The sequence below is a fragment of the Cuniculiplasma thermophilum genome (assembly GCF_052315355.1).
Classification (GTDB): Archaea; Thermoplasmatota; Thermoplasmata; order Thermoplasmatales; family Thermoplasmataceae; genus Cuniculiplasma.
Window position 1 is genome coordinate 1 of the sequence record NZ_JBLSDF010000023.1, and the last position, 14,150, is coordinate 14,150.

A 14,150-nucleotide genomic window follows, 5' to 3' on the forward strand; every position below is an offset into this window, starting at 1 on the left:
AGAAACGGGAAGGAAGATTGGAATGATCATGAAACTTGATCAGGTATTGAAATAGTAGTGCACCCACAATAGTGGTTTAGAAAAACAGCCTGAAAATCATATTGGGAGGTCTACAAAATTAAAATAGATGTAAAGTCACGTATCTAACGTTTTTCATCTGGGAGCTGAGATGTGCATTAGCTTAATTAAGAAGAATTAAATGCTAATGCATTGAAGACAGTACATAATGCAGATGAAGCGGTTTCAGAATTGGTTGGTACTTTGTTACTAATTGCAATCACTGTGATACTTATGGCTACTATCGGTCTGTTCCTAATCACCAATTTGCCAACCGGAAATCCTGTAAAGGCAGAAATGGAAATAACAGCAACACAGGAAAATAATGGAAGGGGTCAAGTCTACCTTGTGTCCATAGATCAGGTGACTGAAAATATTAAATTAAGACAAATAGAATTGGACCTTTCAATAAGGAATTATTATTTGCCTGTGATCGTAGGTTTCACTAGTAATCAGACCATTTTTCAGAAACCAGTCATTGTGCAAGTTATAAACACAGGAATTTACAATATCAAGAATATAACTATGGCCAATTCATCTACAGGTTTTAGGCTGTATCTACCAGATGGGACAAATCTTACCTATGTTTCCGTAGTCGATTTGCAAACCAATTCTGTAATAGCCCAGTCACCAGTTAAAGCGTCCGCTGTTTCATATTCTAAACCCCAATTGGTAGCTGTGGAACAATGCGAAATTTATGGAACATCTAAAGCAACACAGATTGAATATTCACAACCTCAAAATTATTTTGAGTATAATGTGTCCTCCTTCAGTAATGTTTATATGAACAAGACCGAGAGAAATTTTTTCAACAATACGTCTACCCACAGTAATTTCTTATTCACCGTTTTAAAATCTAACAGTAGTGCTGGAAAGGGCTATGAATTGAACATCTCCTCTTTTATTTACATTCCATCAGGTAATTTACTAAATCTAACACTTCTGACGTCAGAACCAGTAAATGTTTCCATAATTTCGGACTCTGGGTACTACAAAATTGAATCTGCAATTACAGGTCAATCTAACTTTTATTTGACTAATAAAACATTTTCAGGCAAAGGAATATTCGAAATCTATATCAATTATTCTTTTGCTTATGTGAATGGGCTTTTGGATATAATGCTAAAAAGTTCCTCCAGTTAATTGAGAAATTTAAGGTAAAAAATTAAAATACTCCGCAAAGCTGGTCATAGTTCCTGTTACCTGTTTATTCATTAGTAAGTGATATTTAATTTTTCAATATCACTTGATCTGAGGAATTTATGAGATCATGAGCGAGAGGTATTGAAGAATTTAAATATGCTCCATTTTCAAGTTTTAATAACGTCTGTTATCTTAAAATTGTTTTAATTATGGTATTGGTTTTCGCGGCAAAATAGGTAAAGAAAATCTGAAGGCACTGGGCACAAAGATGATTTTTGTTTAAGAATTGGAAAAAAATAGGAGTTACCCAATAGCGCCCGAACCGGGATTCGAACCCGGATCTAAGGCTCCGCAGGCCTTCAGGATATCCAGCTTACCCCATTCGGGCTAAAATCTATTTTAGACATAATTGTGTTCCGGATATTTAATTTTCAGCTAGATTACCAATAGCGTAACTATTTTCAATATCATAAATCCACAACCACCTGTGACAAAGAGATAATCCAAAAATATCATTAATTTGTGAAATGGTGAACTTTACCTTATCAATAATTTAAAAATTTTTTACTCAATTATAAATATTTACATGTCATTCATAGATGTGATACTATGATTTCCACATTAAAGGCCATAATTGTTGCTGTAATCGTAATAGGTGTGGCAGTACCATCTGCTTACTTTGCATACACTTATAGTTCTTCTAGTCCCATAGAAGCCACACATTACATTCCTAATAATTCTACTGCTGTTATTCATATTGTGAATAATACAAGTGACTATTACGTATTTGTAGGGCAAGGTTATGCAGGTCTTATTCTCAATTATAGTTTCAATTCCTTTTCTGACAGAGCTCAGGCAATAAGCAATTCTACGGCAACTTCTGGTAAATCAGTTTCGCAATCGAGTTCTTCTGTAAACATAACCAGCTATAAAATATATTATGGCAATACGATTTACAAAGTTGTCCTTAACAATGTAAATCTAACTTCGCTTGGCGTAAAGGGATTTCCAAATATAACAATGGCTGGAATTGATCCAAATAATAAAAATATAACTTTATTTGCAACCCCCATAGGGGATTCCTATGTTATAATTGGGAATCTAAATGCCACCATTTTTTCAATATCTACAAATCATTTTGGAACATACTGGAAAAGTTACAACGGCCTAGTTTCCAAAAGCTCTATTTATGATTCTTTTTATGTGAATTTAAGCGCATTAATTAAAAACAATAGCGCCTCTTCCTCACTAAGTTTCGTACCAAATTCCAACATTTCTTCTATAGTTAAAGAGATAGGCAGTCTAAATTATTTTTTGATAGAGGGAAACTTAACAAACCAAATTACAAATATAACAATCCAAATGTCTAACAGCACATTGCTGCATCAGTTAATTTCTGCAATTAATTATAAATACGGCGATTATGTAATCAGCTCTACTAATCCTAATACGCATACAGCTGAGTTCGAATTTGGTTTTGGACTCAAGGATCTGAAAAGATTAAACATTACTCAGAGCTCTACTTTCTAAAATTACTTTACTTTTTTATATTATTGAAATTACAGGTCCATAGATAAAAAATATTTTGTCTTATGGTTATATATATTAAAACACTTAAGCGGATATGGTCAGTAGGGCAATTTTGCTGAAAGATACTTATCTTTATTATTTCAGGAATTATTATAGGTCAAGAAGTTTTTATTTGATGTTTTTCTTATCCCTTGTAATATCTGGTTTATTAATATATCTCTCTTTCAGATACCTTGGAGATGTCTCCCTATTTGGAAAGAGGTTAGGGATAGTTAACAGTGGAAGTAATGAAAACGAGCTTCTGTTCGGATGGCTCTGGGGGTTTCTATTATCCTCATTGCCTGTATTTGCGTCTGTTTTCTTTGGGTCGCCTGCTATTTCCAGTGAAATAGAAAATAAAACTGCATTTCATATATTCACACTGCCAATCCCAAGGGTTATTCTGCTAGCAGGTAAATACCTTGCATCAGTTTCTGTTACTTTTATAATTGTATTAACTTACTCCATAATAGAGATGGCAACGTTTCAATATCTTTTTGGAAGGATATTGATCCAAATGATATATAGTGTCCTTCTTACATTATTATTTGTTCTGTCAATTTCTGCTGTTACATTTATGATCAGCAGCGTTTTTAATAAGAACACCTATGCATATATCTCGGTTCTAATCACATATCTCTTGGTATTTTACGCTGCTACAATAATCATAGAGTTATTGTATAAAACTGTTCCATATTATCTTTTAAATCAGGCCTCATCAATAACATATAGAGTTTTCATTGATCTGTCTTTTGGTATAACCTTAACCTCTCCTAATCCATTTCCAGCTTCATTTCATTCAATCATCAGCAATTCGCTTATCATGTTTCTTTACTTTTTGGTTTCCATAGGTATTACTGTAATTCTGTTTGAAAGGAAGGAGGTGAAATAATGATCATGTTGGAGGCAAAGGGACTGAATAAGCGATATGGAAAACTTGAGGCCCTTAAAAATTTTGAACTAACCGTAAATTCAGGAGATTGCCTTGTTTTACTAGGCCCAAATGGGGCGGGAAAAAGCACATTCCTGAAATTAGCCACAAATATAGTTCACCCAACGTCAGGATATGTTTCGATCAAGGGCTCAAAGGTTAATGAGGATCCAATGAAAGCTCTTTCTTCTGTCGGTCCCCTAATTGAACTGCCAGAGTTCTACCCTTATCTTAATGGAATTGAGATCCTTAGTTACGTATGCAGGGTTAAGGGTGCCGATAGGGAGACTGTCTCTTCGGAAGTCTCGAGGTTGACAGAAGAACTAAAAATGGACGAATATATAAAAAGAAAATCCGGTCAATACTCTAGAGGAATGAAACAAAGATTAGCTCTGGCCTGCGCAATGGCCATGAATCCAGAAATATTGATACTTGATGAACCGACATTCGGACTAGATCCAAAGGGTATGCGAGAATTTGTAGATATAATCAAAGACATAAATATAAAACAAAAACGAACTGTGATCTTAAGCACACATCTAATTTCTGAAGCAAGAGAGATCGCTTCGAGGGTTGTTATAATAAATAATGGAGAGAAAAAGATTGAGATTGCAAATGATAGAGATACAAGGATGATGAATATTACTATGTATAATCCTCGCGATCTTACATTCTTGGAAAAATACGGTATAACATTGATTGAAATGGAAAACGATAAAGCTACTATAGGAATACCAGAATCAATGCAAAATGATGATGTCTTATCAATTCTCTTAAAGGAGGGAATAAAAGTAAAATGGGCTGAACCAAGTAATTCAATTGAGAGAAAATATCTCGAGATTGTAAAATAAAAACGAATATTGAAAAATGAAAAAATTTTTAAAACCTTATTGCATGATATATTTGATAAATATGGGAAAATTCAGGTATAAATGTGAAGATACAGGATTCAAGTGTGGATTCCATATTGAAATGGACAGCAAGGAAGATCTTATTCATCATATGAGAATACACGCTCAGCATGAGCATAATTTTACTGAGAATGACCCAAGACTTGAAGAAATGAAAAATCAGATAGTAGAAAAAATATGATCCAAAGTGATTTTTGTAATAATTGATCTTTAGAAATTTACAAAAATATTTTATAACTATTAATATCGATCTTTTCATTCCTAATCTATGGAATATAGAAAATTGACAAAGGAAGAGGAAAGGGTAATTATTTACAAAGGAACAGAGAGACCATTCAGTGGTGAGTACGAGTCTAATTTCAAAAAAGGGATTTATGTATGCAAGAGATGCGGAAACCCCCTATTTAAGTCGGATGCAAAATTTGATGCACATTGTGGCTGGCCAAGTTTTGATGATGAAATACCAGGTAGTGTAAAAAGACTCCCCGACAGAGATGGGGTAAGAACAGAAATTGAATGTGCTAAATGTGGGGCTCACTTAGGTCACGTTTTTGAGGGAGAAGGCTTTACCAAGAAGAATACAAGGCACTGTGTAAATTCAATTTCTTTGATATTCATGGAGGATGAATCCTATGATAGATGAGATTATTTTAGGTGGGGGTTGTTTTTGGTGTACCGAAGCAATTTTTGAAAGAGTTAATGGTGTGGTTGAAGTAATTCCAGGTTATTCAGGCGGATCTCTGGAACATCCCAGCTATGAGGATGTCTGCACTGGAAATACTGGACATGCGGAAGTTGTCAAAATTAAGTTTGACACTGATAATATAACGCTTAAACAAATATTGGAAATATTCTTTGAGATTCACGATCCTACTACCCTAAATAGGCAAGGAGCAGACGTGGGAACCCAATATAAGTCAATTATTGTATGTTTTAATGAAAATCAGTATGAAATATCAAGAAATTACATAGAGGATCTAAGCCGAAACGGCCATTTCAAGAGGCCAATTGTTACAAAGGTGGAGATGTTCAAGAATTTCTATCCCGCGGAGGAGTATCACAAAAGGTACTATGATAGGAATAACAATAACCCCTATTGCAAAATAGTAATTGATCCCAAAATCAAGAAGTTCATGAAACTACACGAACCATTTTTGAAATAAAATAACCATATTTTGATAAGAATAAACTTCAAACCTATTAAGACGCGAGGAGTGGGATTCGAACCCACGCTCTCTAAACAAGAAACAGCTTAGCAGGCTGCCGCCGTACCACTGGGCCATCCTCGCCTACAAATCAGTCGGAAAATCTTTCCTGAAGGTCATTGGCTACTTGCTCAAGGACCTCCTCAAAGTCTTCGTTTTCCAAATTAACCACTTCCCCACTTGGAAGGATAATTCTCGCCAGGTATATATCCCCATCCTTTGTAATCTCCACTTCTGCGAGTTGCGTTGTCATTAAACCTGTAATGTCTTGGGATATAATATATTTTTTATGTGCCTTCTGGAAATTTGAAAACAGAAATTTTGTCCTTTAAGGCTTTTAATATTTTATAAGCACAATTCAATTATAGATTTTAGAATCTACTAAGTACACAAATAGGTTATTTGATTTACAATTTGGCATTTTTAGAATTATATTTATTCACCGGTAACATACCCGGAAATGCGCACTGATATAAGGGCCCTAATAAGTACTTCTTTTGCCCATTTCTCAAACGATGGTGTCTTTTTCCTTTTTTCCACATTGATTGTATATTTCGAAAATCCTACCGTCGGTATAAATGCACTGTTTCTGGGTTATTTTGCCGTGATCTATACTTTCATAGCAGGTGTGCTTAGTATTCCAATTGGTAAAAAATCTGATGGAAACGATAAGGACCCGGAACTCATGGGGCTTGGAATTGTCTTACTGGCTATTTCCATACTCTTTTTCGCGTTTGTCTTCTATTCACAATCGTCTCTTTCCATAACGTGGAAGTATCTTTTCGTCGTGTTGGGAGCGATATTTTTGGGTTCGGGGCAGGCTTTTTATCACCCTCTTGGAGCGGATATTCTAAGATACTCACTTAAGGGAAAGGATTCATCAGTTTTCCTCGGCATAAATGGCTCAATGGGAAGTCTTGGAAGAGCCCTTATAATTTCAGTAGCAACTCTCTTGATAACAGTATATGGTGCTTTTCAGGGCCTTCTTTTTCTAGCAATTTCCTACTTCATAATTGCATTACTCGTTTATCTTTCTTCAAGAAAATTGAGAAAGCCAGAATATGTCATGGAAAATCAGAAAAAATCAGAGAGGAAGGAATCGAAGGTGAGGTCCATTAAATCATTCCCCGGGGTTAGGGCCTTTCTTGTTGTGTTGACATTAACACTCATTACAAGGTCCATATTTCAGATGTCCGTGGCTCTTTACATATTCTCATTTTTGAATTCCATATACCAAAATAAGGTTTTAACTGCCTATTTCCTTTCTATTGCACTTATAACCCCAATACTCGGCCAACCGATCTTCGGATACATAACCAAGAGGGTTGGCGGAAACACGACTCTTTTCATAGCTGGTCTTATTTCACTGGCCTCCTTTGTTCCATTTATCGTCTTTCAACTTTCTTACACATATGCTCTTATCCTTTTCTCCATATATGCCTTTGCAGCATTCACAGGATTTCCATCCATACTTGGATTTGTAGGTCAAAAGATTCCAAAGGAACTTTCAACAAGGGCAAACACCTGGACCTGGGGTGTTGGAAATACGGCAGGAGGAGCGGTAGGAATTTTTCTCTTTACGATCCTCAATAAGTACCTGGATTTTTCATATAGATATTCATTCGAACTGATGCTTTCATTTATGGTTCTTTCAATTATCCTGAACCTTATGGTATATCCATATTCTTCCAGGCTGGAATCACAGATAACTCAATAATTTTCTTCAAAAATATACCTCTTACTTATTTGAATCCGTGTCTTTTGTTGCAAATTAAGATTCCTAAAATTTTAGAAAAGGATATAATTCTCATGTAACATTATGGTCGGATCGCATGAAGAACACTGAATCAAGAATACCTGAATTTAGAAAGTGGTCTCCTGAAGAGAGAAGGAGGTTCATTTCTGAATTATTGGATTTAGATCGGGAAGAAGCATCCTTGATGAGTAATAATGGTTCACTGAAGGACGAGAATTCACAGAGGATGATAGAAAATTATTTTATGAACATAGAGGTTCCTGTGGGCATCGCAACAAATTTTATTGTGAACAATAAGGAATACCTTATACCAATGGCCATAGAAGAGCCTTCTGTTATTGCTGCCTGTTCAAATGCGGCTAAAATTGCAAGGATAAGGGGTGGATTTACGGCGGTAAGCACGGAAAATGTAATGATCGGGCAGATACAAGTGGTTAATATCATTTCTCCTGAAGCAGCAAGGATAAATATATTGAAAAACGAGAGAAACATTTTAAATCTGGCCAATACGGTAAGCAATACATTGAAAGAGAAGGGAAGGGGTGCCATAGGCCTTACTGTCAGGGATCTGACATATGGAAAAGGTTTAATTATTCATTTGAAGGTAGATGTTTTGGATGCCATGGGTGCAAATGTCATAAATGCTATGGCTGAGCGGGTAGCTCCTCTTATTGAGGAGATCACAGGAGGACAGGTTATATTGAAAATTCTGAGTAATCTTTCCCCTGAAAGAGTAACCAGGGTTAGTGCAGTTTTTGATAAGGAGGCCATGGGCGGAGAAAGAGTTGTAAAAAGATTCATGGAAGCATATGAGATGGCAAGAACTGATATTTTCAGGGCAACAACCCATAACAAGGGAATTATGAATGGAATCGATGCAGTATTACTGGCCACACTAAACGATTGGCGTCAGGCAGAGGCAAATGCACACGCCTATGCATCAATCAATGGGCATTACACTTCCTTAACCAGATATTCAACTGATGATGAGGGGAATATAGTTGGGAGTATTGAAATGCCTTTAGCTCTTGGGACTGTTGGTGGAGCCACATCTGTCGTTGAGAAGGCTAAAATATCCATGAAAATACTTAACGTCAAGAGCGCAAAGGAATTCCAGGAGGTAGTTGCAGCTGTGGGACTTGCTCAGAACTTTGCTGCAGTAAGAGCCCTCAGTGACGAGGGAATCCAAAAGGGCCACATGAAACTACATTCTAGAAACATAGCCATTGCGGCAGGTGCCTCTGGCGAATTGGTAGATATCATATCAGATAAAATGATAAACGATGGTAAAATTTCATACAGCTACGCAAAGGAACTAATGAATGAATTGAGGAAGTGAATTTATGGAAGGAAAAGACCTGGAAAATCAATTTAAAAACGTTGATAAGTTAATGGGGAAGGGAAAGTATTTGGATGCAATCAAGATTTTAAAAGAGATATCTGTGGACAAGGATACAGAGGCCGAGGCTGATGTTTTAAGTAAGTTGTCTCAGGCCTACTATGGACTGGAAGGTGTCAAGACAAATAACGCAATTAAGTATCTCATAGATTCCCTGAATGTGAGAAAGAAGTTAAATCAGCCTGAAATTCTGGCATTAGAAATGATGAATCTTGCCTATCTTCAGGATGAGGCAGGTGAGGGTGAAGCTGCTTCATCAACACTTAAGGAGGCTTTAGAGGTAGCAACTGCTCTTGGAGACCAGAACCTGACACTTTCAATGAAATGTGCAATGGCAGATATGCTTTCCGAAAACAAGGCAAAGGAGGAAGAATCTTTGGAGATGTACCAATCCATAATGAATGAAGCTGAAAAGATTGGAGATTGGGAAAATTACTTTGAGGCGTGTGTTGCAAGAATCAAAATTTTCCGAGACAGAGAAGATATATTTAAGGCAAACAGTGAGGCAGAAGAGAATCTTAGGAAGGCTGAATCCATTTTAGATTCATTGAAAACAAAGAAAGATAAAGAGTCCTTTAGAGATATCATATCTTACCTGTATGACGTTTCAATTGACCTTGCAATGGAAAGCGAGGATATTCCAAGAGCAATGGAACTGGCGAAAAAATTTAAGGGTGAAGAATAATATTAGGGAGATTTTTCTCTATCTCTTTTCTTATTTCCCTTGTGTTTATGAAATTATCATTCAGCATTACAAGGAGTCTCACATTATTATCAACATAAGTAAGGTCTTTTAAATATTCTTTTATATTACTGAGCGCATCCTTTTTGGTCATTTTTCCAGATAAAACTGCAATTTCAAGTAGTCTATCTAAAAGGGAAGGTTCTTCATTGTTTTCTTGGAAAAGTTCCTCCTCTGTGAAGGAAAAATCTATTGGTATCTGAACACCTGCCACATTGAAATTAATCTGGAACTTCTTGCCGCTTGGTGATATGAGGCCATTTTGAATGCACTCTTCTATAAATTTTTCAGCAGATTCCTCTCTTATCATTTTTCTCTTAAATACCAATATATTAAGTATATCTTCCCTTGAAATATAGGCCCTGTCCCTCTTTTCCAGTGAAACAAGACTAATTGCCTTCCTTGCAATTCCCTTATCCATAAACTGGAGATTCTTGTTATATTTTATACTTTAGCAATCCATAGTTAAGGGAGATCAATTAATATTAAATTTTTATTATTTGTAATTCTATGAATGGTTTCTCTAAGGTTTATAACACAATTCCGTTGAAAATGAGCCCTATGCTTAGCAACGTGGTCTATTTAAATTACGCATCAAATCGTGATTCATTCTAACGGATGATCTATTAGTCACAATCCAAATAATTTTAATAACCATCTATATATTCCTCTACCATGCCTGATGGTGCAAAACTCAGGGTTAAGTCTGCGTATAATAGGATCATGTCTACGAACAGCGGAAAGTGGGCTGTTGTGGGATCTTTAATCGGCATAATAGCGGGTTTAGGGGCAATAGCTCTCTATTTAATGATCAATTTTGTAACAGAATATCTTCTTACGGGCCTTAGCGGGTATAGTCCACCTAGATCAGGGATAGTTTCCGGGATTTCTCCATATCATTTAACACCTTATAGAAGCTGGATGATTCCTGTTTCACTGATTATAGGTGGGCTTCTTGTAGCTGTTCTACTCAATAAGACAGCTCCTGAGGCTAAGGGGCATGGAACTGATGCTGCCATCGATGCCTTTCATAATAAGAATGGAAAAATCAGGCGTAGAATTCCTGTTGTTAAAACCATCGCATCCGCCCTGACAATAGGATCTGGCGGTAGTGCAGGAAGAGAAGGTCCAACTGCACAAATAGCTGCCGGTTTTGGTTCCTTCATTGCTGATGTTTTTCATCTAAACGATCATGACAGAAGAATTGCAACCGCATCGGGTATTGGGGCAGGAATTGGAAGTATATTTTTAGCTCCCCTGGGAGGAGCGATTCTTAGCACAGAAATTTTGTATAAGAGAGATTTTGAGGTAGAGGCCCTTATACCATCTACAATAGCCTCGGTGGTGGGATATTCCATATTCGGATACTATACGGGATACAAGACAATATTCCTCATTCCACCTGGCACCACAATAGGCTTTTTTCATCCCGAATCGCTTTTAATCTATCTTATGGTAGGTTTAATTACAGGATTTGGGGCTCTATTATATATAAAAGTTTTTTACGGAGTAACCAAAATTTTTGAAAAATCTAAGAAATTGAATCCTTACTTTAAACCCGCCATTGGAGGATTGGTGGTAGGTATTATAGCCCTGTTTTTTCCGCAGATACTTGGTCTTGGATATGGCTGGGTCCAGCAGATTCTGGATGGAAATTTGAGCCTTTTTGGCCAGAGCGACATGGATATTTTTCTCGTTTTAATAGTCTTATTTTTTCTGAAAGTTATCGCAACCGCCTTTTCTATAGGGTCAGAGGGTTCCGGAGGAGTCTTTGCCCCGGGAATGGTAGCTGGGTCCTTTTTAGGTGCAGCTCTCGGAATACCCATCCATATGATGTTTCCCTTCATAAGTGTTGATGAAATTGTCATTGTATCAATGATTTCTCTGTTTGGAGGTGCTTCAAAGGCCCCAATAGCCATAATAGTTATGGGTACTGAAATGACTGGGTCATACGCACTTTTTATTCCCTTAATGTTAGCCACAACCGTCAGTTACTTCGTAAGCGGCAATTGTACCATATATAGATCACAGGTTCTAGACAGGTCACAATCACCTGCACACGCTGATGAATACAAAAAGCCAATACTGGATGAGATTCCAATATATACAGCAATGAAACGGGATTATATTTTCGTGGGTAAAAATGCGACCATTAAGGAGGGTTTATCGAAGTTAAGAGAGAGCAAAACTAAGGGTATAGTGGTTGAAGACAACCACGTTCTGGAAGGATACCTGTCCATTGAAAACATTCCGGCTAACGTCAATTATGATGACCCTGTGGAGAAGGTAATGAATATAGAAATTCCAACAATCACAAAGAAAGAATCATTGCATTCTGCCCTTAACAGACTGATAATGGAACCAACGGGTAAACTAGTGGTTATTGAAGAGGAGAATTCTAAATCCGTATGCGGCACAATCAGCCTCTCAGAGATATCAGAGGCATACAACAGGGAGATTAGAAGGATTAAGGAGGCAAACAGAGTTCTGAATACAGGTATCAGATGAGATCTTTAATTTTGTTAAAAATTAACATTTTCTATCTTATTTCAAAAGAGTTCATTTTTGAAGAGATATGAAATAAAAAGTGAAGTTTTTAATCCCATTGCACATATGAGAGTATGAAAATAGGAGTTATTGGGTTGGGTAACCACGCTGTAAAACGTGTTATGCCCGCTCTTGCAGAAGCGAATATAGAACTTGGTGGAATTACCACAAGAAACATAGAAAAAGGGGAGAGAGTTGCTAAGGAATTTGAGACCACCTATTACAAAACTTATGATGAATTATTGCACGAAGATATAGATTCAGTATATGTTGCTTCTCCAAATTTTCTTCATTATGAACACGCACTAAAGGCACTAAATCATGGAAAAAACGTACTTGTGGAAAAGCAGATGACTCTAAGGTCATCGGAGGCCAGGGAACTTATGGAGGTGGCCAGGGATATGAGGTTAAAACTCGCTGTAGGTTTCCATCTTAGGTTTCATCCTGCACTTACTGCACTGGAAAAAATCATGGGAAATGATAGGGAAGAGATTAGATTTATAGGAGGTGTCTGGGCACACAGAAGTTCTCACAATCCGGATACTGCTGATAGCAAATGGTGGAGTGAACCGGAAAAGGTTGGGGGAGGTTCAGTTATGGGAACTGGAGTCCACGTCATAGACACACTCCTCAACCTTTACGGCAAATTTCCAAGAAAAGTTACAGGCTTTAGATTTCCAGAAACAAGCATCATTGATACCACCATGATCGTTAATATGCAGTTTGATCATGCAATTGGTTATTCCCTGAGCTCAAGGGAAATGGAAAAATCACCAAATGATCTGACTGTAATTACCCAGACGCACAGATACGAAATCAGAAATTTCTTTTCCACGGAAGTTTCAGCATCCATTTACGTTGACGGTGAAGAGAGAGAAAAGTTCGCTGGTGGCAATATGTACAGAGATGAACTAACAGAGTTCAATAAGGCCGTAATGGGACTTGATAATCGAATTGCAAGTGGTAAAGACGGTTATAATGTTGTAAGAGTTACGGAAGACGCACAGAAATTCTTTTCGATGACCAGATAGTCTCTTCAACATTTAAATATAAAACTCTAATTCTAACTCAATGAAATACTTAGTGTCTACTAATGATTTAAAAGAAATGATGAGTAGAGTAATAGTATATGATTGCAGATACCGCCTTACTGAACCGGAGTGGGGATACAATAAATACATGGAAGGTCACATTCCAGGGGCGTTTTTCTTTGATCTCAACAAGGATATGGCATCAGAGGTGAGAGAGCATGGAGGGAGGCACCCCCTTCCAGATATGAGTGTTTTTACCAAAAAACTTGAATCCACAGGTCTGAATGATAACTCAATGGTTGTGTGTTATGACGACAATCTTTCAGGCGCAGCAAGAATGTGGTTTCTCTTAAAGTACATAGGACACGATAACTGCTATATCCTGGATGGTGGCATTGAAGCATGGGTATCTTCCGGAGGTGAACTGGAAAAGGGCGAAAGGATTCCTGATTTAAAAGGGAAAATTTCGCCAAGGATAAGGAAAGATCTTGTTGCGGACCATAGATTCATATGGGAAAACAGGGATAAAATTGAACTAATTGATGCCAGGGAGAATTACAGATACAGGGGCGAAAGCGAACCAATAGATAAAATCCCGGGAAGAATTCCGGGATCAGTAAACATACCTTATCTTGAACTTATGAATGGATCTCAATTCAAAGGTGAGGAAGAACTTCGAAAAATATTCAGAGAAGTAGATAAGAGGCCGGTGATGTATTGCGGTTCAGGCGTGACATCCTGTATTAACTATTTTGTAATGGATTCCCTTGGGATGTCTCCCATGCTCTATGTGGGGAGTTACAGTGACTGGATATCCTTCAAGGAGAACCCCATAGAAAAAGATGACGGTAAATAAAGG

15 protein-coding genes and 2 tRNA genes are annotated in these 14,150 nt (G+C 37.1%); 13 read left to right on the forward strand and 4 right to left on the reverse strand.

The genetic code is table 11. From position 1 onward, the window contains the following. Window positions 1-210 precede the first annotated feature (210 nt). Window positions 211-1,200 (forward strand): type IV pilin domain-containing protein, encoded by a 990-nt coding sequence (locus ACNF42_RS05290; RefSeq protein WP_443339598.1) that lies wholly within the window; start codon window positions 211-213, stop codon window positions 1,198-1,200. 314 nt (window positions 1,201-1,514) lie between these two features. Here the strand turns inward: ACNF42_RS05290 and ACNF42_RS05295 are convergent. Then, window positions 1,515-1,588 (reverse strand) — tRNA-Arg (locus ACNF42_RS05295). Between the two features lie 221 nt (window positions 1,589-1,809). Here ACNF42_RS05295 and ACNF42_RS05300 point away from each other — a divergent pair. The 6 genes from ACNF42_RS05300 to msrA all read left to right on the forward strand — a co-directional run bounded on the left by ACNF42_RS05300 (window position 1,810) and on the right by msrA (window position 5,774). Then, on the forward strand, window positions 1,810-2,730 hold the full coding sequence (locus ACNF42_RS05300) for a hypothetical protein (RefSeq protein WP_443339600.1): 921 nt from the start codon (window positions 1,810-1,812) through the stop codon (window positions 2,728-2,730). Window positions 2,731-2,824: 94 nt separating this feature from the next. After that, entirely contained in the window at window positions 2,825-3,661 is an 837-nt protein-coding gene (locus tag ACNF42_RS05305; RefSeq protein ID WP_443339602.1) for an ABC transporter permease, read from the forward strand. Next, window positions 3,661-4,551, forward strand: a complete 891-nt coding sequence (locus tag ACNF42_RS05310) for an ABC transporter ATP-binding protein (protein ID WP_443339604.1) — start codon at window positions 3,661-3,663, stop codon at window positions 4,549-4,551. The genes ACNF42_RS05305 and ACNF42_RS05310 overlap by 1 nt, the downstream gene beginning before the upstream one ends. A 61-nt stretch (window positions 4,552-4,612) precedes the next feature. Then, the gene (locus tag ACNF42_RS05315) at window positions 4,613-4,792 is read left to right on the forward strand and encodes a DUF1059 domain-containing protein (RefSeq protein WP_443339605.1); all 180 of its coding nucleotides are present in this window, start codon (window positions 4,613-4,615) and stop codon (window positions 4,790-4,792) included. 87 nt (window positions 4,793-4,879) lie between these two features. Beyond that, window positions 4,880-5,254 carry a methionine-R-sulfoxide reductase gene (locus ACNF42_RS05320; protein WP_443339606.1) on the forward strand — a complete coding sequence of 125 codons (375 nt, stop codon included), beginning with the start codon at window positions 4,880-4,882 and terminating at the stop codon, window positions 5,252-5,254. Beyond that, window positions 5,244-5,774 carry a peptide-methionine (S)-S-oxide reductase MsrA gene (gene msrA / locus ACNF42_RS05325; RefSeq protein ID WP_443339608.1) on the forward strand — a complete coding sequence of 177 codons (531 nt, stop codon included), beginning with the start codon at window positions 5,244-5,246 and terminating at the stop codon, window positions 5,772-5,774. Before ACNF42_RS05320 ends, msrA begins: the two co-directional genes overlap by 11 nt. A gap of 43 nt (window positions 5,775-5,817) precedes the next feature. On the opposite strand, the gene ACNF42_RS05330 is transcribed toward msrA, so the two are convergent. Together ACNF42_RS05330 and ACNF42_RS05335 are read right to left on the reverse strand one after the other, a co-directional pair. After that, window positions 5,818-5,900: transfer RNA gene (locus tag ACNF42_RS05330), tRNA-Ser, on the reverse strand. 7 nt (window positions 5,901-5,907) lie between these two features. Next, window positions 5,908-6,069: a PDDEXK family nuclease gene (locus ACNF42_RS05335; RefSeq protein WP_443339609.1), complete on the reverse strand. Its 162-nt coding sequence runs from the start codon at window positions 6,067-6,069 to the stop codon at window positions 5,908-5,910. Between the two features lie 207 nt (window positions 6,070-6,276). Here ACNF42_RS05335 and ACNF42_RS05340 point away from each other — a divergent pair, with 207 nt between their 5' ends. The 3 genes from ACNF42_RS05340 (at window position 6,277) to ACNF42_RS05350 (ending at window position 9,656) form a co-directional block, all read left to right on the forward strand. Continuing rightward, a complete protein-coding gene (locus ACNF42_RS05340) occupies window positions 6,277-7,533 on the forward strand; it encodes an MFS transporter (protein ID WP_443339611.1) in 1,257 nt (418 codons plus the stop codon). A gap of 115 nt (window positions 7,534-7,648) precedes the next feature. Then, window positions 7,649-8,911: a hydroxymethylglutaryl-CoA reductase, degradative gene (locus tag ACNF42_RS05345; protein ID WP_443339612.1), complete on the forward strand. Its 1,263-nt coding sequence runs from the start codon at window positions 7,649-7,651 to the stop codon at window positions 8,909-8,911. Window positions 8,912-8,915: 4 nt separating this feature from the next. Continuing rightward, window positions 8,916-9,656, forward strand: a complete 741-nt coding sequence (locus ACNF42_RS05350; RefSeq protein ID WP_443339613.1) for a hypothetical protein — start codon at window positions 8,916-8,918, stop codon at window positions 9,654-9,656. Here the strand turns inward: ACNF42_RS05350 and ACNF42_RS05355 are convergent. Next, on the reverse strand, window positions 9,640-10,134 hold the full coding sequence (locus ACNF42_RS05355) for a DUF2240 family protein (protein ID WP_443339614.1): 495 nt from the start codon (window positions 10,132-10,134) through the stop codon (window positions 9,640-9,642). The two genes, ACNF42_RS05350 and ACNF42_RS05355, sit on opposite strands and share 17 nt — an antisense overlap. Window positions 10,135-10,388: 254 nt before the next feature. Between ACNF42_RS05355 and ACNF42_RS05360 the strand changes: the two genes are divergently transcribed. The 3 genes from ACNF42_RS05360 to ACNF42_RS05370 all read left to right on the forward strand — a co-directional run bounded on the left by ACNF42_RS05360 (window position 10,389) and on the right by ACNF42_RS05370 (window position 14,147). Next, the gene (locus tag ACNF42_RS05360; protein WP_443339615.1) at window positions 10,389-12,221 is read left to right on the forward strand and encodes a chloride channel protein; all 1,833 of its coding nucleotides are present in this window, start codon (window positions 10,389-10,391) and stop codon (window positions 12,219-12,221) included. 113 nt (window positions 12,222-12,334) lie between these two features. Next, a complete protein-coding gene (locus ACNF42_RS05365) occupies window positions 12,335-13,291 on the forward strand; it encodes a Gfo/Idh/MocA family protein (protein ID WP_443339616.1) in 957 nt (318 codons plus the stop codon). A gap of 40 nt (window positions 13,292-13,331) precedes the next feature. Beyond that, window positions 13,332-14,147 carry a sulfurtransferase gene (locus ACNF42_RS05370; RefSeq protein ID WP_443339618.1) on the forward strand — a complete coding sequence of 272 codons (816 nt, stop codon included), beginning with the start codon at window positions 13,332-13,334 and terminating at the stop codon, window positions 14,145-14,147. The last annotated feature ends 3 nt before the right edge of the window (window positions 14,148-14,150 follow it).